Annotated in this window: 12 protein-coding genes and 1 pseudogene; 5 read left to right on the forward strand and 8 right to left on the reverse strand. The window is 67.5% G+C overall.

The genetic code is table 11. From position 1 onward, the window contains the following. Positions 1–107: 107 nt before the first annotated feature. The 5 genes from drmC to drmD are packed head-to-tail and all read right to left on the reverse strand — an operon-like array spanning position 108 to position 13,875. On the reverse strand, positions 108–848 hold the full coding sequence (gene drmC / locus ACT1U9_RS03915; RefSeq protein ID WP_444536959.1) for a DISARM system phospholipase D-like protein DrmC: 741 nt from the start codon (positions 846–848) through the stop codon (positions 108–110). Continuing rightward, positions 841–2,868: a DrmB family protein gene (drmB, locus tag ACT1U9_RS03920; protein ID WP_444536960.1), complete on the reverse strand. Its 2,028-nt coding sequence runs from the start codon at positions 2,866–2,868 to the stop codon at positions 841–843. Before drmB ends, drmC begins: the two co-directional genes overlap by 8 nt. After that, positions 2,865–6,611 carry a DISARM system helicase DrmA gene (gene drmA / locus ACT1U9_RS03925; RefSeq protein ID WP_444536961.1) on the reverse strand — a complete coding sequence of 1,249 codons (3,747 nt, stop codon included), beginning with the start codon at positions 6,609–6,611 and terminating at the stop codon, positions 2,865–2,867. Before drmA ends, drmB begins: the two co-directional genes overlap by 4 nt. Continuing rightward, positions 6,608–10,654 carry an Eco57I restriction-modification methylase domain-containing protein gene (locus ACT1U9_RS03930; protein WP_444536962.1) on the reverse strand — a complete coding sequence of 1,349 codons (4,047 nt, stop codon included), beginning with the start codon at positions 10,652–10,654 and terminating at the stop codon, positions 6,608–6,610. The genes drmA and ACT1U9_RS03930 overlap by 4 nt, the downstream gene beginning before the upstream one ends. After that, a complete protein-coding gene (gene drmD, locus ACT1U9_RS03935; protein WP_444536963.1) occupies positions 10,651–13,875 on the reverse strand; it encodes a DISARM system SNF2-like helicase DrmD in 3,225 nt (1,074 codons plus the stop codon). The genes ACT1U9_RS03930 and drmD overlap by 4 nt, the downstream gene beginning before the upstream one ends. An 872-nt stretch (positions 13,876–14,747) precedes the next feature. On the opposite strand from drmD, the gene ACT1U9_RS03940 reads away from it, so the two are divergent. The 4 genes and pseudogenes from ACT1U9_RS03940 to ACT1U9_RS03955 all read left to right on the forward strand — a co-directional run. Then, a complete protein-coding gene (locus ACT1U9_RS03940; RefSeq protein ID WP_444536964.1) occupies positions 14,748–16,073 on the forward strand; it encodes a helix-turn-helix domain-containing protein in 1,326 nt (441 codons plus the stop codon). Beyond that, a complete protein-coding gene (locus ACT1U9_RS03945; RefSeq protein ID WP_444536965.1) occupies positions 16,070–16,948 on the forward strand; it encodes a phosphotransferase family protein in 879 nt (292 codons plus the stop codon). Before ACT1U9_RS03940 ends, ACT1U9_RS03945 begins: the two co-directional genes overlap by 4 nt. Positions 16,949–17,241: 293 nt before the next feature. Then, a complete protein-coding gene (locus ACT1U9_RS03950; protein ID WP_444536966.1) occupies positions 17,242–17,865 on the forward strand; it encodes a nucleotidyltransferase domain-containing protein in 624 nt (207 codons plus the stop codon). A 171-nt stretch (positions 17,866–18,036) separates the two neighbouring features. Next, positions 18,037–18,149, forward strand: a pseudogene (locus tag ACT1U9_RS03955) (nucleotide sugar dehydrogenase); the annotation flags it as partial. A gap of 110 nt (positions 18,150–18,259) precedes the next feature. Here ACT1U9_RS03955 and ACT1U9_RS03960 read toward each other — a convergent pair. Next, complete coding sequence (locus ACT1U9_RS03960; RefSeq protein ID WP_444536967.1) at positions 18,260–19,210, reverse strand: NAD-dependent epimerase/dehydratase family protein; 951 nt, start codon at positions 19,208–19,210, stop codon at positions 18,260–18,262. An 11-nt stretch (positions 19,211–19,221) separates the two neighbouring features. Then, positions 19,222–20,517 (reverse strand): nucleotide sugar dehydrogenase, encoded by a 1,296-nt coding sequence (locus ACT1U9_RS03965; protein WP_444536968.1) that lies wholly within the window; start codon positions 20,515–20,517, stop codon positions 19,222–19,224. 342 nt (positions 20,518–20,859) lie between these two features. Between ACT1U9_RS03965 and metG the strand changes: the two genes are divergently transcribed. Beyond that, positions 20,860–22,584: a methionine--tRNA ligase gene (metG, locus tag ACT1U9_RS03970; RefSeq protein ID WP_444536969.1), complete on the forward strand. Its 1,725-nt coding sequence runs from the start codon at positions 20,860–20,862 to the stop codon at positions 22,582–22,584. A 32-nt stretch (positions 22,585–22,616) separates the two neighbouring features. Here metG and ACT1U9_RS03975 read toward each other — a convergent pair whose 3' ends face one another. After that, positions 22,617–23,255 carry a histidine phosphatase family protein gene (locus ACT1U9_RS03975; RefSeq protein WP_444536970.1) on the reverse strand — a complete coding sequence of 213 codons (639 nt, stop codon included), beginning with the start codon at positions 23,253–23,255 and terminating at the stop codon, positions 22,617–22,619.

Here is a 23,255-nt window from a genome sequence, read left to right on the forward strand (position 1 = left end):
GGACAGTAGTCCGCCGTCTGCCCAGTTCACAAGGCGCGCCGGGCCCGATGCCCCAGGTCAGAGCGGACGCCGGCCACGGCTCGGCTCAGGGGGGCGACGGTCTGGTCCTATCTGGCCTTGACCTGCTCATACAGCGTGCCTTCGGCTTCGCTCATCTCGCGTTCGACGGTCTCGGTGAGGGTCGGGTTGTCGATGAGGACACCGAATTCGACGTTGTTGTTCTCCGCGCTCCACGAGAAGTTGGCGCTGGTCACCAGGAGGAGGTGATGGTCGATGGCGAGAAATTTGGCGTGGTTCCGTACGTACGTTCCGTCGAAGGTCGTGGTCCGCCACACCGCGGCGGGTCTCAGGTGCGCGGCGACCTCCGTGGTGGTGGGCGCCCGGAACGCCCCGCTGTCGTCTGCGGCCCTGGCGTCCAGGTAGACGCGTACGGCGACTTCGGGGCGTTGTGCGGCCTTGTGCAGGGCGGTCCACAGGCCGGAGGTGCGCTGGAAGTTGAAGGTGGAGCAGGTCACTGTGTGACGGGCGTTGTCGACGAGGTAGGGCACGGATGTGGTGAGGGGGCCGCTCTGGGCCAGGTGGCCGGGCATGGTCCATAGTGGGGTGACCGTGGTGGGCAGCGTCCGTGCGCCCTCGATGGCGCGCAGGAGGGCGATGTGGTGGGCTGCTGCCCCGGCTCCGTCGGCGACGTCTTCCAGGAGCTTTCTGGCTTCCGCGCGGTGGCCGTAGGCGACGGCCTTGAGCGCGGAGGTGAGGGTGTCGCCGTCGGCAAGCCGGTCGGCGGCGCCTTTGGCCTCGCTGCGGGTGAGGAGCTGGCCCAGGCGCAGGCCGGCCGGGGCGTCATTCATGGGACGAGAAGTAGCCCAAGCTGCTTCCGGGCAGGTCGAGCAGGAAGCGGCGGTCGAGGAACCGGTTGGCGCGTTCGCAGGAGGTTTCCGAGGCCATGACGCAGCAGTGGCAGGCGGCGCCGTGGAGGAAGTCCTCCGGGGTCTGGGGGGTGCGCATGGAGCAGATGGGGTCGGAGGAGCAGCGTTGCGCCTTGTGCAGGGCGCCGGTGACGACGCTTTGGAATCGGGTGGGCTCGCTGAGCTGGACGAGGCCGCCGAGGGTTCCGTCGCTGTCCGAGGCGGTGGTGCAGATCAGGAGTCCGGCCGCGGGCTCCCGGTTCTCGGCTTCGGGCCAGGCGTAGAGGCGTTCGCTGAGGCTGGCGGCCGAGTAGCCGCAGGTGAGGGCGAGTTCACGGATCAGGATGTGGGCAAGGGTGTGCAGGAGCCAGTAGCGCGGGGGCTTGAGGCGGCTGTGGGGGTCGATGTGGCCGGCTGTCTCGGAGAAGCGTCGCTCGAAGTTCCGGTGGTGCGCTTCCCGGTGGGCCTGCCATACGTCGGTGTCCAGGATGCGCTTCTCCCAGCCGGCGACGGAGGTTTCGTCGAGCTGGAGGAAGATGCCCTCGCCGCGGTCTTCGGTTGCCACGGTCCATGTCGGCCGGGCTGTGCGGGTCAGCGGCGCCAGGCGGCGTGAGAGGTCGCCGACACGGTCCATGTCGTCGATCCTGGTGAAGCCGACCAGGGCGTTGACCTTGCGGAGCTTTTCGACGGCCAGGACGCGCGTGATTTCCGGCCGGAGCAGGGGGCCGCGTTCGCGGGTGGCCAGGGTGAGTCCGCTCTTGGGGTCTTCGTTGCGCGCGCCGAGCATGGGCAGCAGGAGATGCTGCCATTCGGGCACCAGCAGGTCGACCGGATCCCAGTTCTGGCGTTTTTCTGCCTGTTCTTCCGCGGTGTCCTGTGGGGCGCAGGCAGTTTCAACGGCCGCGGCAAGTTGGGGGTCGGTCAGATCGGCGACGTCCACCTGGGAGGTTTCCAGCAGGTCCCGGAGGATGTCGAGGTGCGCGCGGTATTTGTCGAGCTTGTCGCCCAGCGTGGTGCGGATCCGGTCGGCGAGGTCGTGTGCCTTCTCCTGCGGGGAGTCCGGCATGACGATGATCGACTGGGTGGCGGGGAACCACAGGTTGGAGGCACCGACCAGCATCAGGCGGGTCTTTTGGTTGCAGCCGCGGTGATCGAAGGCGTCCAGGTGCGGATGGCGGCCCCGGCAGTCCGGCAGCTTGGTCTTGCCCGCCTCGCCCTGCGCCTCGTTCATCGGCCGCTGTACCTGGCACGATTCGCAGCGGATCACCGCCGATGCGCCCTTGCCGGCGGTGCGGTCGACCATCTTCAGTACCGGGAGTTCGGCGTTGGAGCACGGCTGGCCGCGGTGCACCCACAGGTCGTAGGGGAACTCGTCCAGGTGCCCGTCGACGCACGCCAGCAGGTAGCGGGCGGGCACCGCCGGGCGGCGCATCGCCTTGCGGCTGCGGTTCCCGGCCCGGCCGGGGCACTTGGTGTGCTCGAAGATGGCCAGGTCGGTGCGGTAGGGGTGGGTGTTCTTGTAGTCGAACTGGGAGAGCTTGCCCAGCAGGTCGCAGCCGGTGCACCGCAGCCACTGCGGGAACACACGGGCCGGCACCCCCAGGTCGTTGCCTTCCATGGAGCGGCTGTGCTTCTTCGGCTGCCACGGGTGCGGGCGCAGCTCGACGTCGTTGGAGCCGAGCATGAACCGCACCACCTGCTTCAGCCGCGGTGCGTGGATGGACGGCGGCGTACCGCGACGGCGCCAGATGCTCTCCCAGTCGTCCAGGCCGGTGGACATGATCGTGAACTGCGGCAAGTCCATGATCGAGCCGGGGCCGTAGGTGTAGAGCAGGGAGGAGGGGCGGGCCGAGCCGACCTTCGCCCGGTTGTGCTTTGCCTGCTTCTCGGCCTCCTCTTCCAGGTCGCCGAGCGGGTCGACGGCCCGGGCCGCGTCATAGACGAAGCGGTCCTGGTCGCTCACGAGTTCTCCTCCGGCATCACCCACGCGGGCGCGGTCATGGGTTCGATGTACACCAGTCGTTCCTTGATCGGGCTGACCAGCAGGTTGATCTCCGGCTGCACCTCGCGCATCGAGTTGGCCACGATGAACGGAGCCGCGTCCCGGCTGTCGATACCGGACCTGGCGTCCTCCGCACTCATCATCAGCGCATCGTGCCGGCTGTCGTCCGTGACCTTCTCGTAGACCAGCGACTTGCGCAGCTCCACCAGGTGCTTACGGCGCTTGCCCCACTGATCCAGCCGGTTCTCCAGCCGGTGCCGGGCCCGCTCAGCTGCGTCCTCGTTGCCGGTCAGCTCGATGCGGCGCACGAGCGCCTCGATGAGCTCGGTAGCGAAGTGCCGTTCGGTCTCGATGCGGTCGGCGCCGTCCTCCGGAGACAACCCCAGGGCGCGCACGGCCTGCAGGACCCGGGCAGAGCTGACCAGGACCCCGTCCAGACCACGCTCCATCGAGGTCACCGAGAACGGGGTCACCGACAACGCCTCGACCTGGGCATAGAACGTCTCGTGGTAGTGCCGGAACTGCTCGAAGTGGGCCAGGTCCCGCGGCCGGGCCCAGTTGCCCAACGAAACGACCAGGCCAGGGCGGCTCGCGTCACGGCCGACGCGCGAGGACGCCTGGATGTACTCGGCAGTGTTCTTCGGCTGGCCGACCACCAGCATCAGCCCGAGCCGGGTCACGTCCACGCCGACCTGGAGCATGGAGGTGGCCAGCACCACGTCGTACGGGTTCACCTCCCGCTCGGGCACACGCGTCTTCGCCTCCCGCAGGGTGCGAAGGTTCCGCTTGCCTGCGGTGGAGTCGAAACCGGGGTCGAAGGCGACCGCCATCTGATCCAGAGTGGCAGTGATGTCCGCGCTGGCCACCCGCGAGGTCAGCTCGGCCACATGCAGGGCCCCGAAGTTGGTGCCGGTCCGGCTGGGCAGCCTGGACCACGGACGGCGCTTGGCCAGCGCGGTCTGAATGTCATCCCCCATGTACCGGGCCATACCGGCCAGTTCGCGGGTCGCGCTGAAGTAACCGACGAGCGTCATGTACGGATCGGTCGCCTTGCCGGAGCGGTCCAGGAGCAGTTGCCCGCCAGCCATGAGCACCTCGGCCACGCGGATCTCCGCCGTGGTCAGGCGCACCCCGGTGGTGCTGATCCCGACGTACCGGCGTCCCGGGGCCTTCTCCGAGACCGGGATCTCCTTGGAGAAGAAGGTATTGCCGGCATCCAGCACCTGCGGCGGAAAGATCGTCACGTACCGCCCGTACAGTGCCCGTACCTGGTCGGATGCGTTGCGGGCGGTGGCCGTGGAGGCCACCACCAAGGGGCGCACGGGCTGTCCGTCGTGGGTGCGCCAGCTCGTCATCACGTCGACGGCGACCTCGAACAGGCCGACCGTAGTGCCGAGGGAACCGGTGATCAAATGGAGCTCATCCTGGATGATCAGGTCCGGGGGCCGCAGCCGGGTCGCCGGGTGCACCGCGGCGGCCTCCAAGCCGTCCTTCTGGGGGTGCTTACTGCCGTCCTTGATCGTGCAGTGCGGGTAGTCGGGGTGGACGAAGCCGTGGCGTTCACAGCGCCGTGCCACATGCCCGAACAGGGACGCCGCCTCGCCCTCGCGCGCGAGGCGGGCGAACTTGTCCACGGTGGCAATCACGAAGGCGGGGGCGAGCCGGTAGATCTCTTCATCGATGGTCAGGACCGGCAGTCCCTCGGCGACCTCACCGCCATCGGCGAAGGGGCACTCGCCCAACTCATCACCGCAGTACACGTACACGCGGCGATGCGCTCTGTCTGCCCGTACGTCCCGCGCCTCGATACGGGTGCCGCACCACGGGCAGCGCTGGATCTGCAGCACCGTCAGCCGGTAGCCGCGGCCCTGGTTGGCCTTCTCCAGCTGGCTTTCGGCCTCGTCGTACCACTTGGGGCTGACATCGGTACCCACCCACAGCCCGATCCGGAACGGCTCCTGGCCCCACGTCGCCGGGTCCTTCATCCGGGCCCGCTCCGCCGCACACACCAACGCGGTGGCTCGCTGGAACTGCTGGGCTGTCAGCAGCCGCAGCGTGTAGCGCATCAGCACCGCCACGCCCGAGCCGCCGTTCAAGGGTCCGCCGAACGCGTCGATGACGCCCTGCCGGCGCCTGATGGCGAAGGTGTACGCGGCCAGACCCAGGTACGCCTCCGTCTTGCCACCGCCCGTCGGGAAGAACAGCAGCTGCGCCTTGGCAAGATCACCGGACCGCTTCTCAGCCGCGGGATCCGACAGCAACGGCAACTGCATCAAAACGAAAGCGAGTTGGAAGGTACGCCACGAGTGGGCGCGGTTGCCCCGCTCTCCTTGCTTCCCGTCTTCCAGGATGGCGTCGCGCGCCTGGTCGAGGCTTTCCCGGTCGTCCTCGCTCTGGTTCGCGCGGCGCTGTGCCACCTGGGACTGAACACGCTGGTCGGCCATCACCTGGTTCATGAACCTGAAGCACCGTAGTGCCTCGGCGTCATCCAGCAGGAACTTCAGCCCCTCATCGAGCTGCCTCAGCACCTTGCGGGCATCGCCGACCGCTTCCCGGCCCTCGGGGCGAAGATGCTCCGGCAGCGCCTCGGCCCGCTGTTCCTCAGCATCCAGCCAGGCCGCGTATGCGGCCACGATCGGCTCCAGTCCCGCTCGCAGCTGCTCGGGAGTGGCCTCCTCCAACTGGCGCATGTCCAGCATCGCCGCGTCGATTTCCTCGGCGGCGATCTGCGGGGTCTCGCTGGTCGGCAGCCACGTCGTCCATACCCGGCTGGCGCGGCGGTCGTCTTCGGTGACCTTCCAGTCCACCGAGCAGGTCCGGCCGACGGCGTACTCCAGCCGGTTGCGGTACTGCAGCCGCAGACGACGCAGTTCGTCGTCCGGCTCCTCGCGCGTGTCCTCCAGAACATCGTTCACCGGCAGGAACACAGCTGCGCCGTCAGCGGTCTCAACGCAGAGCCGAGTCTGGTAGAGCCACGCCTCCACAGGAATCTTGCGCGGCGTCTCCTGGTCGTTGCACAGCGCGATCTCGATCAGACGGCAGCCACGCTCGGCATCGTCGTAGCGGTCCACCCGCAGCACGACCCTGTCCTTCAGCACGACCGTCGTCGTATGAGACGGCATCAGGTCGCCGACCTTGACCGTAGTCTCGAACCTGTGCGGCGTGCGCTGGTACCGGCGAAGACGCGGGGCCGGCTCCCCGCCCTCGCCCTGCTTCTCCTTCACCGGCTCGTACGTGCCGAACTCGGTCACCACGGTGAACGCGTCCAAGTCGTCAGGGATCTGGCAACGCAGCCCCATCGACGCCGGAATCATCAGCCCACGCTTTTGCGGCTGGTCCTCGATGTCATCCTCTTCCGACCCCGCACTGCTCTCGTCCACCGCGGTCAAGGGCACGCCCCGGCTCTCGGCAGCGTCCACGGCGTCGCCGACGTCGGCCGCGGCCTCGGCAGAATCCGCCTGGGTGGGGTCGTCCTGGCCGGCGGTGAGCCGGACTGGGGCAATGCGGCCGATCAGATACGCCGAGTCCGGGACGCCTTCGAGAATCTCCTCGGGACCGCCTGCCGGACCAAGGAGTTCACGTTCCAGGATGTCAACGAGGTTCTCGCGTGCTGTCCAGGAACGTTCGTCTGGATCGAAGGCAAGGCGGTATGCCTGATCTTGGCGGGCGAGCTGCTTGGGATGGGGGGCCGATCCGGTGGTCACTCGTCGTCCTCCTCTTCCTCAGAGGCCCCATTATTGCTGGTGGGACTGACAGCGCCCTGCGAACCGGCACGGCGATGGTTCTCTTCGAGGAGGCGGTCGAGGATCTCTACCCGGGCAGCGGGGCTCACCGTCCAGCGTTGCGCCTGACGGTATGTGTGGAAGCCGTGGTCCAGGGGGACGTCGTTCCAGCCGTAGGCGGCCATGACTGCTCGGTCGAGTTCAACGTGGATCTCGCGGAGGCGGGCCACGTCGGGGTCGGCGGAGTCGGCGATGGCGGGGTTGTTGATGCGGTTGTAAAGATCGGTGAGGCTGAAACCACGACGGAGCATGGTTTCGCGCCGCACACTGTCGAGCATCCGGCTCACCCCATCGAGTGCCACTTGCGCTTGGGGCCGAGGGAAGGTCAGGACAACATCTGTCGGCGAGTAGTTAACATCGGACCGCATGGTTGCCCCGTATTTGATTGCCCATAGCTGGTGGATACTCGACGAAAACACCGCCTGGTCAACGTATGAATCGGTAGCAAATACGGCCATCTTGTGACTAATTACCTGTCTTGCTGGTACGCGCATCGGCATAACCATGCTGCTCACCAGAACAATCACAAGGACCTCGTCCAGTTCGGCAATCGCTTTCCGCATCCCGGGAGCCTGCTCCGCGAACAGCCACCAACGCTCCCGGCGAGCTTTGCGATTATTCTTCGCCCGTACCGGCTTCACGAGTTCCTGCACCCGCGCGTACGGCAGATCGTACTTCTTGGCGGCATCCTCCGACATTTGATTGAAGTCGATGATCCAGCGGCTAGCGTTAAGTGTGGGACTGCCGTTGATGTCCTTCTTTCCATCGGGGTAAGGAAACAGGACCTCTTCGTTCTGTGGGTCGTTCTCGATCCAGGCAGCAGCCTCTTCGGGATCCAGCACGAATCCCAATCCGTCAACCTTGCAACCGTTGAAGGCGAGTCCTTCGTTTTCCGCTAGTGGGAAGGGGGTGCCCTCTACCCGCCCGCCCGCTTCCAGCAGTGTGGAGATCCGCGTGACCTCAACGAGGTCCGCTCCCTCGGCGACTACCCGCGCTGCTGCGGGGCTCACCACGTTCCGTGTTCCCCACACTGCTGCGTACTCCAGGTTGGCGCTAGCCACGGGCCAGGGACGACTCTGGGTAGCGCGGGTGATGACGAAACCGGAGGCACCGAGTTGATCGAGGCCGACTTGCCGGGTGTCGGTCTGGGCGATCGTGTTCGTAGCGATCAGTCCCAGCCCTCCGCGTACTGTGAGCAGGGTAAATGCCCGCAGGAAAAAGTACGCTGCGAGATCTGCGTTGCCTCTCCTCCCGCCGGCAAGGATGTTGACGAACCAATCCCGGATGTTCGTCCCCATTGCACCAGTAATCTTTGATCCGCCCAGGAATGGCGGGTTCCCGATCACCGCGTCGAACCCACCGCGCTCCATGACGTCTGGCACGGCGAGGATCCAGTGCAGCGGCTTCCATCGAGCGTAGTCCGTCGTGACCGTTGGGGTGAGGCCAGCTTTCAGGATTCCGTCGATCATCGTCCTGTTCGGCACCCCGCCTCCGATGGGGTAGGCGAGTTCGACCGCGATACGCAGAGTGCTGTATGCCTCGTGAAGCTGCTTGCCTGGCTTTCCGCCCCACTTCAGCCCGGCGGCGACCACGGCGTCGGCGGCATCGGCGAGCCGGACGGTGAGCTTCTGATACTCGCGCCACTGGCGGCGCTTCGTGGCTGCAGAACGCTGCGGGTCCTGCTCGTTTACTTCTGTGGCGAGCTGGCGGCGCAGGCGTGCAGCACGGTCCAGAGTGCTATCAACGTCAATATCAAACAGGCTGATCTGGTCGCCGCCCGCATCAGGGTCGATGTTCAGTTCTCGCAGCTGTCGGGCGTCGGTCAAGCCGAGAAGCGTGTTGCCATGGAGGACCTTGTCGTCCACGAAGGAGAACGGAAGCTTGGGGTCGAGGGAGACCAGCCACAGCGACAGCTTGCACATTTCCACGGCCATGCCGTTGATGTCCGCGCCGTACAGGCAGGTGGCCACGACCGTCCTTATGGCGTGGACGCGCAGGTCGTGCGGGGTGCGTCCGTACGCAGCGCCTTCGCGTTGCCATGCCTCGACGAGCCGGTCGGCGAGGTAGCGGGCCGCGGCGACGAGGAAGGCCCCGGAGCCACATGCGATATCAGCGATCTTGAGGTCGAGGATCTCTTCGGGTGAGACGAGCCGCCAGGCATCCTGGTCGGCTGTCTGATGAGGGCCTGGCGAGTAGACGAGTGGTTCAAGGGCGTGGCGTACGACTTCCTCGGCGAGGTCGCGTGGGGTGTAGTGCGCGCCGGCGGAGGCTCGTGAGGGGGTTTCGACCAGAAGGACGCCGCCGGGTTCGACGACGAGGGGCCGGTTGCGCAGGTCGCGGCGGATGATGCCGATGAAGGGGCGCAGCCGGTCGCGCAGGTCTGCGTCGTCGGTGAGGTCGCGCAGGGCGATCTCTGTGTCGTCGAGGGTGTCGTCGGCCTGGAGCGCCTTAGTGAGGGCGGCTTTGGTGGGTGGCTTGGCTGCGGGCTGGTGCTGCTTAATCCAGGCGAGGATCGCGTCGGCCAGTGCTGCCTCGGTTCGCTTGGCGGTGGCGAGTTCCTCGAGTGTGGTGAGGGGGACCTCCGGTTCGGAGCCGGGGCTGCCGGTGAGGCCGACGGTGATTTCTTCCGCGTTCTCGCAGGAGTAGCCGAGCAGGCCCTCGTAGATGTAGCCGATCTGTTCGACGTCGATGTCGCGGAAGGAGATGCGCCGGGCGCCGCCGGTCAGTTGGGCGATCTGGACGGCGCGCAGGACTTCGAGCATGACGCGGTCGCTGACCGCGATGGCCAGGGCACCCTGGGAGTTGCAGGCGGTGAGGAAGGGGAAGCGGGTCGGATCGAAGAGTGAACCGCCGTATTCGGGAAGGCGCAGGTCCTCGAAGGTTGCGCCCTGGTAGAGGGCCTGGGAGGTGGCCAGGAGGCGATGCCAGGTGAGGTGGGTGGCGTCGAGGGGCTGGTCGCCTTCTTCGTTCTGGCGGGCGTCGAGTTGGTCGAGTTCGTCGCTAATGCCGTAGCCCATCGCGAACAGCTGGTTCTCGGGGAGCAGGCCGCGTTCTTCGGCGAAGAGGAGGAAGACGACGCGCATCATGACGGTGACGGCAGCCTCGTAGACTTCCCCGCGCCGGGCTGGGAGGGGGTCGGGCTCGCCGCGGCGTACCGCGTCCAGGCCGCCTTCGGACATGGCCTGGACGATGAGTTCGACGGCGCGGCGGACCTGGGTGCCGAGCGCTTCGGTGATCTTCTCGGCGGCGGTGACGGACTCGCCGAACAGCTCGGTGAGCCGGTCGGTGGCCTTACCGCCGACGAGGGTTTTCCGCTGAAGGAGTTCGATGAAGGCGTTGCGGGTGGGGGGTTCTGAGATCCAGTCCTGAGCGTCCACGATGCCGGAGGCGACCATGGTCTGCGGGCGGGCGCTGACGATTGCCCACCAGCGGCCGTCGGTGACCACACCGATGGGGACGGCGGCGGCACGGAGTAGTTCTTCCATGCGGTCGATGGGGCTGGCGGACCAGCCGTCGGTGAGCGGGTCACGCAGGGAGTCGACCGGGTCTGTGACCAGGACGAGGGCGCCGGCCGTCTCTGTGTGAGTGAGGGCCCCGTCGGCGCGGACGGTTACGGTGTAGTCGGGTGAGCGCACCTCGGCGGTGGCTGGGGCAGGGGCGGTGTAGGAGGTGCCCCAGCGCAGGCCCTGGCGCAGGACGGTGTCCACCCAGGTGTCGCGGGCTTCGCGGTACAGGTCGAGAGCGGCCTCGTCATCGCGGTGCGTGTCCCAGTGCTCCCATGCCTTCTCGAAGGCGGGCTTGGCGTCCTTGAGTGCGTCGAGCGCGCGGGTGTTGGGCTGAGGGATGCCCTGGGGCCAGACTCGTTCGAGGGCGGGCACGGCGAGGAACGGGCCGTCGGTGTCGACCAGTTCGAGCCAGGCCCGGTGAAGGCCGCCGGCCGTCGGGGCGTAGGTGCGGCGGATCATGCCTCAACCCTTCCGTTCTTCGCGTCTTGCGGAGTCAGGGCGAACACAATGGCGGCCGCGGATACATAGGGCCTGATATCGCTGTAGCGCTCTCGGATCGAGGCGATCTCGCGGGCTTCCTCGTCCTCCAGGCTCTCCAGGCGCTCGTTCATGTGGTGCAGGTCCCGGCGGCGCTGTTTTTGCTGGTCGTCACTGAACAGGACGTCCTCTTCCTCCGCACGGATCGCCTGCTCCAGCCGGTCACGGGACTCGCGCAGATTGATCCGGAACGCACCGAAGATCTCACGGGCACGGGCAATATCTGTCTCCTCGCGCTGCTTCAGACTCTGGGTGACCTTCTCCTGCAGGCTCTCGCTCTTGCGCTCCATCGCGTTTCGCAGCCGCGTACGCAGCCGGGCGTCGTCGCCGTTCCACAGGGCGGCAAGGTGCGCGCGTACCTGCTCATCGGCCAGGATCAGGTTCTCGGCGTCCAGGGTCTCGTCCAGAACCTGCTCGACCTTGGCCTCGGCGAGCGCTCGGCCGCGCAGCCGGATGCCGGTGAGGAAAACCTCTTCGTGCAGGCGCAGCCCGCCGCGGCCCACCAGGACAAGCCGGGACACGGCAGCCACGCACGACTCCGTCAGCCCGGGCGCGACGACGGCGGTGACCCGGTTGATCCGTGCGTCCACACTGAACAGGGCACTGCGCAGGGTGCGGGTAGCACGCTGCATCAGGGCGTGGCCGAGATGGACGTGCACGAGATCCGTGCGGCCTTGCGCTGCCTTGTCGTCGAAGGTGACCGGCCGCAGCACACCCGGCTCCAGGCGGGTGTCCAGACCGCGCAGGGCCATCTGCCAGGAGCGGCCCAGCTGCGGAACCTGGAAGACCGGTGCGTCGGTGCGACCGTCGTTGATCTCCGCGAGTGGCGGCTGGGCGTCAAGGGAAAGCGCCGTGTCCACGACCCGGCGGGCATTGGCCGGGGTCAGGTGCATCGCCGTCTTGCGGTCGTCGTAGCTCCGGGCCAGCTCGGTGAGCCGGCGGTTCAGCTCGACGCCGCTGGCCAGCGCGCTGTTGATGATCTCATTGCCGTCGTCGGGCGCGGTGGGCCGCGCCTTGCGGCTGCCGTTGATCGGGCTGAAGTGCTCCTGCACCTCGGCGTCGATGACCTGGTTGACCTTGCCGATGAGATCGTGGGTCGCGTTGCCGACCTTGGTGGCGATGATGCCCATGAACTTCATGTCCGCCGCGTAGGTCGTGGAGGTGGTGTCAGGCACGAAGTGGTAGATCTCAGGATTCTTCGTCTGCCCGTACCGGTCGATCCGGCCGATCCGCTGCTCCAGGCGGGACGGGTTGAACGGAATGTCGAAGTTCACCAAGCGATGGCAGTGCGCCTGCAGGTCGATGCCCTCGCCCGCAGAGTCCGTGGCCAGGAGCACCCGCACCGGGTGCTTGTCGGGGCTCTCGGTGAACCGCGCGCGGATCTTCTCGCGCTCCTCGGTCGGAGTCGAACCCTGGATCGTCTCCAGGACCTTCCCGTAACCGCACTGCCGCAGGACGTCCTCGATCCAGTCGAGCGTGGCGGCGTACTCGGTGAACACCACGATCCGCTCAGTCGTCCAGTGCTCGCCATCGGACGTCCGGCAGTGCGAGTCGAGGAAGGAGATGAGCGCCTCCAGCCGGGAGTCCGGCTTGTGCTGGTAGCGCGTCCCCCACTCGACGAGCGAGGCGATCTCACTGCGGGTCGCGGCGGCCAGCGCGTCCGAACCCTTGGAGCGCCGCAGGGCAGTGAACTCGGGATGCTCGCTGTCGCCCTCCTCCTCATCTGACTGACCGCTTCCGAGTACTTCGGCGTAGTACTCGGCCTCGTCGTCCATCTCCATCTGACGGTCGCCAGCCTCGGCCCCCCCGTACAGTTCCAGGGTCCGCGCGAAAGACCAGGGGCTGGACAGGAAGCGCTTCTTCAGCAGCATCGACACGATGTCGCCGCCCTTGCCCCTGGCGCGAGCGCTCTCGGCAAGCAGCCGCTCCAGCCGTTCGAACTGGCTCTGCTCTTCCGGCGAGGGCGTGAACGAGATCGTCTCCAGCTTGCGGTTCTTGAAGCCCTTCTCCTTCAGCTCGCTCTTCAGCCGCCGCACCGCTACCTCACGCAGCGCCTTCTCATCGATGCTGGCGCCCCGCGTGAACCGTCGGCTGTCGATCATCTCCAACAGCGCGGTGAACGATTCCGAATAGCCGTTGTGCGGCGTCGCGCTCAAGAACAGCCGGTGCTCGCACGCTTCCGCCAGCCGCATCGTCGCCGTGGTGCGCTGACTGTCCACCGCATACCCGCGCTGTCCCGGGGCCGTCGTCGGGCTGGCCGGCGCCACGTGGTGCGCCTCATCGACGACCAGCGCGTCGAAGGCGAAGCGCCGGGCCGTGGAGGCGCTGCGCACATCAGCCAGGACATCGCGCAGCAGCCGCTGGGCCCGAAGTGACGGCAGCCAGGCCATACTCACGATCACCCGCGGGAACAAACGGAACGGGTTCGCGTTCAGTCCGTGGCTCCGCTTCACCTTCGCCATCAACTCACTGTTGACGATCACGAAGTCCAGGCCGAACTTCTCCCGCATCTCGTCCTGCCACTTCAGCGACAGGCTCGGCGGGCACACGATGACCACGGTCCGCGCCCGGTGACGCAGCAGCAGCTCCTGGACGACAAGGCCGGCCTCGATGGTCTTGCCAAGGCCCACATCGTCGGCGAGGAGCAGGTTCGTCCTGGAGGACTCCAGCGCCCGGCGCAGCGGCTCCAGCTGGTACGCCTCGACATTCGCCCCACTGCGGAACGGCGCCTGGTACGAATGCGCATCCGCCGACGTCACCGCGCCCCAGCGCACCGCGTCCACGAATGCGGCCAGCGTGTTCGGGTCGTCGAACGCTTCCGTCCGCACATTCTCCGGCAGCCCCTGGTCCGGGGCCACCGAGTGCCCCACCTCCAGCTCCCAGACCACCGTCAGCTCCTGGCCGAGCCGGTCCTCGTCCAGCGACTGCAGGCTGACCACATGCGCCAGACCGGGAACTCCCTCATCGGCAGGACTCCGTGGCAGCCCCTGCCTGCGCACATCGGACACCGCCCAGGCCGAGCCCCGGACCTTCACTACCTGTCCAGGTTCCGGAACCGGTGGCAGTGCCACCGCCCGCCCCGCGCCGCTCGCTGTTCCCTGCGGATACTCCGTAGCGGTCGCCACCTCGCGGAACTCCTTCATCGACGCATCAAACCCAGCTCAGCCTCGCGATCCCCTCCCCAGGATTCGCGTCACAGCAAAAATCTGAATCCAGTGGAGACATCACAACGCATCAGTATCCCTGACGGTGTGCATGCTCTACGCGAAGTCCCTTGCGGCACCTCTCCTGACGGATGCAATGCCGCACAGTACTGGCTGGATCTTCACCGGTCTGATGGCTGGAGGCTCTGCCGCTCCCCCCTTATCTAGACCGGCGATTTCACACAACTCTCAGCACATACATTCGGGCCTACCGCCCGACACTGTGCGAAGTTCGGTATCGCGTGCACTGCTCAGCCCTGTCACCGCCTTGCCGGAGACTGGCTCGATTCGTTCGGTACATGACGCTGTTCGACACCAGCTCCGTCGAGCCCCCGCCTCATGAACCAACAGGCAGCATGCGCTGAAGCCAGGCAGCCGGAGCCACAGATCCCTCTCCAGCAGACGGTCCCGCGACGCGGAACTATAGGCCAGCACCATGGCCGTGGGTAGGGACGAACCCGCGGCCTCCAGCTCCTGCCTCGTGACCTCGGCCACCCGTGCGTCCAGACGCAAAGGCGAGATCGCAATCGGAGGCGGGAACCTTGCCGAAATTCGTCGACGGGGATCGCGCCGGAGCCTGGTGGTTCGCGAAGGCGGGAAGAGGGCTTGCTGACGAGCCCGTATCACTGGAGTGATACGGGAGCCCAGACTGCGCCGTACGCTGCTGCCTAGCAGACTGACTGGGGGCGGGGATGTCAGCACTTGTGCGGACGTGTCGTTGCGGCAGCCGACTCAGCCGCTACAACAACGGAGATTTGTGCGTGTCGTGCGAACGGTCGGCCGCATTCGCACAGGCGTCTCAGCCGCCCGTCGTGCCTGCCGTGGTCTGGCAGGACGCCACGCTGCGTCGGGCACTACTAGACGGCGACTTCGGGCAGGCCAGCAGACGGATTCGGGCGCTGGCGGGGTTGCGCCAGGACGACCTCGCCGCGCTCACCGGGCTCACCCAGAGCTTCCTGTCGATGCTGGAATCCGGCGCCCGCCGCCTGGTCAGCATCGACCGCATCGGCGGCTTCCTCGACGGCCTGGGCGTACCGGCCGAACTGCGCATCACCGGGAACGCACAGACCCAGGTGCCCACCGGCTCCGAGCCGCCCGGCTCGTCGAACCACACGCCAGGGGATCTGCGCGCCCTGGCCAGCCAGGCGGCGACGCAATCGCTGCGGTTCGCCGACCGCTTCAGCACGAGCAACGTCACCGACGAGGACCTCGAAGACCTCACCTACGACCTGGCCGACATCGCCACCGCCTATGTCCACACCCCTCTCCACCCCCTCCTCCATGAGCTCCTGGCCACCCGCGACCGGGTCTTCGCCCTCCTCGACGGCCACCAGACCCCGCACCAGACGCGGGAACTGTTCCTGCTCGCGGGCACCAGCTGCCTCCTGCTCGCCCACGCCTCCCAGAACCTGGGCGATGAGAAGGCTGCCATGGCCCAGATCCGCGCCGCCTGGACCTGCGCCGAGCGGGCCGACCACCACGGGCTACGCGCCTGGTCCAAAGGGACCGCCGCATTGATCGCCGAATGGTCCCCGCGTCGGCAGGCCGCCCTCACCTACACGCGCGAGGCCCTGCGGCACGCCCCCCGAGGCGAATCCCGCATCCGCATCGCCGCCATCCAGGCCCGCGCCGCCGCCCGCATCGGCGACCGCCCCCGCGCCCTCGCGGCCCTCGACATCCTGCGCACCGCCCGCGAACAGCCCGCGGAACCGGAAGGCATGGGGCGCTTCGGCGGGCTGCTCACCTTCCCCGAGGCCAAACAGGAGTACTACATCGGCGGCACGTACACCCTGCTCGGCGAACACGCCCTCGCCGAACAGCACGCCACCACTGCCCTGACCCTCTACGAGAACGGTCCCCCGGAAGACCGCTCGTACGGGGACGAGGCCCTGGCCAGGCTTGACATCACCACCGCACGATTAGCCGCCGGCGAACTCGAGGGCGCTGGTGAACAACTCCACTACCTCTTCCAGCTCCCCCCGGAGCTACGCATCCGGCAACTCGGCACCGCCATGCACCGCATCAGCGGCCTCCTGCAACAACCCCAACTCGCCGGAAACCGCTTCGCCCGCGAACTCGCCCATGCCGCCCGCGACTACCAGGCGATCGACACCACCACGAAAGTGCTCCCGCAATGACCACCACCGCCTCCCCGGAGACCGCAGCCCGCCACGCCTGCCGCCAAACCGGCCTCCCCGATGGCTCGCTGACCCGCCTCCACGAACACGCCACCTCCGTCTTCCTCCTCGCCGCCGGACACCTTGTAGTCCGTGTCAGCCGCGCCGACCAACTCCCACGCCTCGAAACCGCGATCGCCCTCACCCGCTGGCTCACCGCCCAGGACTACCCGGCCACCCGGCCCGCCGACCTGCCCCAGCCGGTCCCCTGCGGCTCCTACGCGGTCACCTTCTGGCACCACTACCCACAACCCGCCACCGGCCCCACCCCGCCCACCAGCCACCTCGGCACGCTCCTGCGGCGCCTGCACACCCTCCCGCACCCCCCGCTGGCACTGCCCGAGTACCGACCGCTCACGTCCCTCACCCGACTGCTGGAAACCAGCCACACCCTCGCGCCCGACACGCATGACTGGCTGCGCGGGCGAGTCCAGGAACTCCTCGACGCCTACAACGCCCTGGACTTTCCCCTGGGCTATGGCCTCATCCACGGCGACGCCTACCCCGGCAACACCCTCTGGGACGGAGCCCTCATCCGTCTCGGCGACTGGGACGAAGCCGCCACCGGCCCCCGCGAAATCGACCTCGCCAACACCTTCCAAGGCGTCCGCTTCGGCCGCACCGAACAAGAACTCGACGCCTTCAGCGACCACTACGGCTACGACATCCGCCAATGGCCCGGCCTCACCGTCCTGCGCCACATCCGCGACCTGCACACCCTCAGTTCGTACATTCGGCGCGCCGACAGCGGCGACAAACAGGCCGAAGAACAGCTCGCACATCGGATCAAGACACTGCAGTGCCACGACGACACCGCTCATTGGAGGGCTGCTTGATGCCGCTCTGCCCGTAATCTCTTGTGGACGTTGCGGTGTTACCGGGGCCCGGGTCCGCAGCGGCATGGCGGTGAGGAAGCCGTGCTCTACGGATGCGGCGTCCGGTGCGGGTACGCCGGCAAGCCGGGCGACTCGTCGTTCAGGGGCGGCAACAAGGTCACCGCCCGGCGCAGCATCTCCCGCTCGCGCTCCCCATCCCTACACCGCATTGCTCCACTGACCGATCTCCGCGCGTAGCCGGGCCAGTCCCCGGCCTTCGCCTCCGCAGGACTGGTGACTGGAAGTATGGACGGGTGCGTGATGAGACCCTGGGGTTTTGGGTGCCCGATCGTCCCGAGGGTGTCGCTGAGTTGTTCGCCATGGCGGGCTTCCCGTGGTGGATCGCTGGCGGGTACGCGATCGAACTCGCGGTCGGCTGTGAACTGCGCCCGCATGGCGACCTCGACGTCCTAGTCCTCCGCCGCGACCAGGCCCTCGTGCGCACCGTCTTGGCCTACTGGGACCTTTACGTAGCGGACCCGCCCGGTCAGGGGAAGCTGCGACCGTGGCGTCCCGGAGAGATCCTTCAACAACCTCTCCACGACATCTGGTGCCGCCGTGCTCCGGAGGCGGCCTGGTCCGTGCAGCTCATGCTGGACGAGGCCGAGGGCACCCAGTGGGTGTCGCGGCGCGCCCCGGAGATCCGGCTCCCGATCGACCGGCTCGGATGGACAAGCGATACAGGGATCCCTTATCTCGCGCCCGAAGTTCAACTTCTCTACAAGGCGAAGGCGACCCGCGACAGGGATGAGACCGACTTCGAAGCGGTACTGCCGCTGCTGGACGCGTTGGCACGTACCTGGCTGGTGGACGCGATCAAGGTGATCGCGCCCACCCATCCCTGGCTCAGCCGACTCCTGCCAGTCAGCCGAATTTAAGAGCGGAACGTCGTAGAGGTCGGTCCCGCTGCACGGGGCATCGTGGGCGACCTGACCTCCACGACCAACAGCTCGCTGAGGAACTGGACCTTGCCGCCAAGCAGACGGCTCCCCCTGCCATTGGCCGAGTGGAACGATCTTGGTTGGGGACACGCCTCCTACGCTCGGTAACTGGGCACGGATAGTTGGGCCGCGCTGGATGCTCTGCGACTAAAGCGTTCGGGTTCATGTGCGTCACGTCGGGGCCTGGCGTCGGCGGGCATTGCCTGCCGATCGGCCCTACCTAGCTGTCTTGGCAGGTCCGGCGCCGGAAAGGCGGCGCCCCTCCGATTTCGATACAGGCCCTTCGGAGGATGGGGCGGCCGGCATAGGCCGCCCCATCTTTGCCAGCGTTTCAGCTTGAGGCCGCGATTACGGCTGAGGCACGGAACCAGTCCACCGTTGCGGCGATCCCTTCGTTAATCGGCACAGGCGTCACCTCCGGGAAGAGCGCCAGTAAGCGGGTGCTGTCCGCCTGCGAGTGGGAGACGTCGCCAACGCGCGGGACTCGGTGTTCCCGGTGGGCCGGTCGACCCGTCGCAACCTCGATCTCGGGGATCAGGTCCAGCAGGGACTTACGGGTTCCGAAGGCCAGATTCACCGGGCGAGGTTCGATGATCCGGCGTAGGAGGGCATTGGTGAAGACGCGGCAGACGGTGCCCACGTACGTGAAGTCGCGCGTCTGGGTGCCGTCGCCGTGCACGGTCACCGGTTGTCCGGCGAGGGTGGCGCTGACCCACTTGGGGATGACCGCGGCGTAGGCGTGGTCCGCGCGTTGACCGGGGCCGTAGACGTTGAAGAGGCGGAAGGACAGGACCGGCAGGCCGAAGCTGTGGTGGTAGGCGCTCAGGTATGCCTCCGTGGCGAGCTTCGTGGCCGCGTAGGGGCTCATCGGGGCGGGAGTGAGGTCCTCGTGCTTCGGCAGGTTCGGGTTCGCGCCGTAGACGGAGGACGAGGAGGCGGCGATCACATACAGGTCGCCGGCGCGGCGTGCGGCGTCGAGGACCTGAAGGGTGCCGGTCGTGTTGGCGTGGTGGCTGGCCAGGGGGTCTCGCAGTGAGCGTGGCACGGAGGGCAGGGCAGCCAGATGGACGACGGCGTCGGCGTCGCGGAGCACCTGATCCAGAAGGACTGCGTTCTGGATATCGCCCTCGAAGAAGTCGACGTCGAGGCCCGCGATGTTCGGCTTGTGGCCGGTGGAGAGGTTGTCGAGTACCCGGATCTGGGTGACCCTGGGCTGCTCGGTCAAGGCCCGGGCCAGGTTGCTGCCTATGAATCCGGCGCCGCCGGTGATCACGATCTTCACGGTGCTTCCCTTTAGAGAGAGTCGACGTGCGGGCCGGCAAGTCGGCGGCGGCAGTCGAGGATGTAGGGGGCGTGCGCGCTGATCAGGGGGTAGTCGAAGGTGTCGTGGTCCGCGAGGAGGACGACAGCGTCGGCCGTCGCGAGGCGGTTGGCGGTCACGTCGACGCGCTGGAGGCCCTCCAGGTCAGCGGCGCGGGGGTGGACCTCGTCCATGATGTGGGGGTCGGCCGCCTGAACCTCGGCGCCCATGCCGGTGAGGAGTTCGGCGATGCGTGCCGCTGGCGTTTCGCGGGCGTCTCCGGTGTTGGCCTTGTACGCCAGGCCGAGCAGCAGGATCCGGGAGCCCTTGAGCGGCTTCCCGCGCTCGTTGAGACCGGCAGTGAGGCGCCGGACCACGTAGTCGGGCATGTGGTTGTTCACGTCGTTCGCCAGCTCGACGAAGCGGAAGTTCTGTCCCAGGGTCCGCTGGACGCGCCATGACAGATAGGAGGGGTCGACGGGCAGGCAGTGGCCTCCGACGCCGGGGCCGGGGGTGAAGCGCATGAACCCGAACGGTTTGGTGGAGGCCGCGTCGATGGCCGCCCAGACGTCGATGCCAAGGTCGTGGGCAAAGATCGCCAGCTCGTTGGCGAGCGCGATGTTCACGTGCCGGAAGGTGTTCTCCAGCAGTTTGGCCAGCTCCGCCTCCTTGCAGCTGGCCACCGGGACGACCGTGTCGACGAGGGATGCGTAGAAGCCGCGGACCGCTTCCGTGGAGGACGGGTCGATGCCGGAGACGACCTTGGGGGTGTTCTCCAGCTTCCAGATGGGGTTTCCGGGGTCGATGCGTTCTGGGCTGTAGCCGAGATGGAAGTCGTGGCTGACGGCCATCCCGGAGGCATGTGCGAGGAGCGGACCGAAGACCTCCTCGGTGGTCCCCGGGTATGTGGTCGACTCCAGAACGACGGTCGCCCCACGCGTGAGGTGGCGGCCGAGTGTCCGCGCCGCGTCCTCGACGTGCGACAGGTCCGGCACGCCGGCGCGCAGGGGCGTGGGGACGGCGACGACAGCCACGTCGAATCCCGCGCAGTCGGAAGAGTCGATGGTCGGTCTATAGGCGCCGGAGGCAAGCAGCGGTGTCAGCCGCGACTCCACGATGTCTTCGACGTACGACTCTCCGAGCATGAGCCGTTTGATCCGCCGGGCATCCACGTCAAAGCCGATGACGTGATGTCCGACCTCGGCGGCTCTCACCGCCAGCGGGAGACCGACGTATCCCTGCCCCACGACGACGACACGGAGCCGGCGGGTCTCACTGAACTTGGTCATGGTGTCCACCTCGTTGGATATGGGATGAGGGCACGCACGTTCGGCACGCGGATCCGCGGTGGCGGTGGCCCTAAGATGGGGAGAGCCTCGGCCGTACGAGACTCGCTTGGCCGCCTGTCTCGGACGGCCGAGTGCCTTTCGAGCACGGATGGCGCAGGTCGGAAAACCCACGGGCTTGCCCAACCCCCGGTTCGATACGATGGTCCCGGCTTGTAGACCCGTTCTGTCACCATGCGTGATGTCAGTAGGCGATCTGCGTGATCGCATCGGCTGCAGCCTCCCGACTTGGGCCCGCCGTGGCACTGTCACCGGCGCCGTACGCACGAAATGGAGCATCCGAGGATGGCTCGACACCTGGTTACCAGCGCGCTTCCCTACATCAACGGGATCAAGCACCTGGGCAACATGGTCGGGTCGATGCTTCCGGCGGATGTGTACTCCCGGTACCTCCGCCAGCGTGGTCACGACGTCCTGTACATCTGTGCCACCGACGAGCACGGCACGCCAGCCGAGCTGGCCGCAAAGACAGCCGGGCTGTCCGTCGCCGAGTTCTGTGCCCGGGCGCACGACGCGCAGAAGGCCGTGTACGACGGGTTCGAGCTGGCCTTCGACTACTTCGGTCGCAGCTCGTCGCAGCAGAACGTCGAGATCACCCAGCACTTCGCGCGGAAGCTGCACGAGAACGGGTTCATCGAAGAGCGGGCGATTCGCCAGGTCTACTCGCCCGTCGACGGGCGCTTCCTGCCGGACCGGTACGTCGAGGGCACCTGCCCGCACTGCGGCTACGACAAGGCCCGCGGCGACCAGTGCGAGAACTGCACCCGCGTCCTGGACCCGACCGACCTGATCGACCCGCGCTCGGCGATCTCCGGCTCCACGGACCTGGAGGTCCGCGAGACCAAGCACCTCTTCCTGCTGCAGTCCAAGCTCCAGCACGAGGTCGAGGAGTGGATCGCGACCGTCAGCGCGGAGTGGCCGCACCTGTCCACGTCCATCGCCCGCAAGTGGCTGACAGAGGGCCTGAACGACCGCGCCATCACCCGCGACCTGGACTGGGGCGTGCCCGTACCGGCCGACACCTGGCCGGACCTCGCGGCCGAAGGCAAGGTCTTCTACGTCTGGTTCGACGCCCCGATCGAGTACATCGGCGCGACGAAGGAGTGGGCGGACGCAGCTCCGGATGGCGAGACCCGCGACTGGAAGTCGTGGTGGTACGAGGCCGACAACACGGTCCGTTACACCCAGTTCATGGCCAAGGACAACGTCCCCTTCCACACGGTGATGTTCCCGGCCACCGAACTCGGCGTGCGCGAGCCGTGGAAGAAGGTCGACGTCGTCAAGGGCTTCAACTGGCTGACCTTCTACGGCGGCAAGTTCTCCACCTCCCAGAAGCGCGGCGTATTCACGGACGCGGCCCTGGAGATCCTGCCCGGCGACTACTGGCGCTACTTCCTGATCGCCAACGCCCCCGAGTCGGACGACTCGTCGTTCACCTGGGAGCACTTCACCGCCACGGTCAACAAGGACCTGGCCGATACCCTCGGCAACTTTGTCAACCGCGTGCTGTCCTTTTCCCGGAAGCGGTTCGGCGACGCGGTCCCGGCGGGTCGCGCTGCCGGCGAGGCGGAGGCGAAGCTCGGCCAGGAGATCGCACAGCTGCTGGCCGAGTACGAGGAGCAGATGGAGGCGCTCCAGTTCCGCAAGGCCGCCGCCGCGCTGCGTGCCCTGTGGTCCGCGGGCAACTCCTACCTGGAGGAGAAGGCCCCCTGGCTGGAGATCAAGACTGACCCGGACGGCGCCGCGCTGACCCTGCGCATCGCGATGAACCTGATCCATTTGTACGCGGTCGTGTCCGAGCCGTTCATTCCGACCACGGCCGCCGCCATGCGCGGGGCCTTCGCCCTGGAGAACGACACCGTGACCTGGGTGACCGCCGACCAGGCCAAGGCTCTGGACGCCGTCCCGGTCGGCACGGCGTTCACCGTGCCGCCCGTGCTCTTCGCGAAGGTCACGGACGAGGACCTGGAGTCCTACCGTGAGCGCTTCGGCGGAGCCCCGGACGCCTGACCGAGACTCCCGCTCCCGTACCGTCCCGGTTCTCATCGGGCGGTACGGGCGTCGAGGAGCCCGGGCAGGTCTGCGGGCGAGACGTTCATCAGCCGGATGCGCGGGGTGCTGCCACCGACCTCCACCCACGTGACCCCTGCGGATCCCGGCACGAGCTGGAGGTACCGGTCGAAGCCGCTCCCGGTCAGCCACAGCAACAGGCAGGCGATACCCCCACCGTGCCCGACGAGGACGGTCGTTCGCCGCTGCCCGGCGCAGACCTCGTCCCAGAGGCGCACGTAGCGGGCCTGGACATCCTCCGACGACTCGCCGCCGGGAGTGCGGAGCCGATGGATCGGCACACCGCGGCGAGCGGCCTCGGCGGCGGCGAGCTCTCTGGGCCGGCCTCCGAGGTGGCCGCTGTCCTTGGCGGCCAGGCGCTCGTCGACACGGACGTCGGCCAGGTCGAGCTCGGCGGCCAGCAGCGCGGCCGACTGGCGGCACCGGGACATCGGGCTGACGAGCGTCTGGTCCACGGTGATCCCGGCGGTGGAGAGGCAGCCGCCGACCGCGCGCATGTCGGCTCGTCCGAGCTCGCTGAGCCTGCCGCCGACCGCCTGGCCCTGGTGGATGCCCCGCAGGTTCTCCTCGGTCTCGCCGTGCTTGATCAGGTAGATGTGCTTGGTGCGCAT

Source organism: Streptomyces sp. BR1 (assembly GCF_052373795.1).
Lineage (GTDB): Bacteria > Actinomycetota > Actinomycetes > Streptomycetales > Streptomycetaceae > Streptomyces.

Coding starts and splice junctions, on each gene's coding strand:
- drmC (WP_444536959.1), bottom strand. CDS start 848: ATGAATGACGCCCCGGCCGGCCTGCGCCTGGGCCAGCTCCTCACCCGC.
- ACT1U9_RS03930 (WP_444536962.1), bottom strand. CDS start 10,654: ATGATCCGCCGCACCTACGCCCCGACGGCCGGCGGCCTTCACCGGGCC.
- drmD (WP_444536963.1), bottom strand. CDS start 13,875: ATGAAGGAGTTCCGCGAGGTGGCGACCGCTACGGAGTATCCGCAGGGA.
- ACT1U9_RS03945 (WP_444536965.1), top strand. CDS start 16,070: ATGACCACCACCGCCTCCCCGGAGACCGCAGCCCGCCACGCCTGCCGC.
- ACT1U9_RS03965 (WP_444536968.1), bottom strand. CDS start 20,517: ATGACCAAGTTCAGTGAGACCCGCCGGCTCCGTGTCGTCGTCGTGGGG.
- metG (WP_444536969.1), top strand. CDS start 20,860: ATGGCTCGACACCTGGTTACCAGCGCGCTTCCCTACATCAACGGGATC.
- ACT1U9_RS03975 (WP_444536970.1), bottom strand. CDS start 23,255: ATGCGCACCAAGCACATCTACCTGATCAAGCACGGCGAGACCGAGGAG.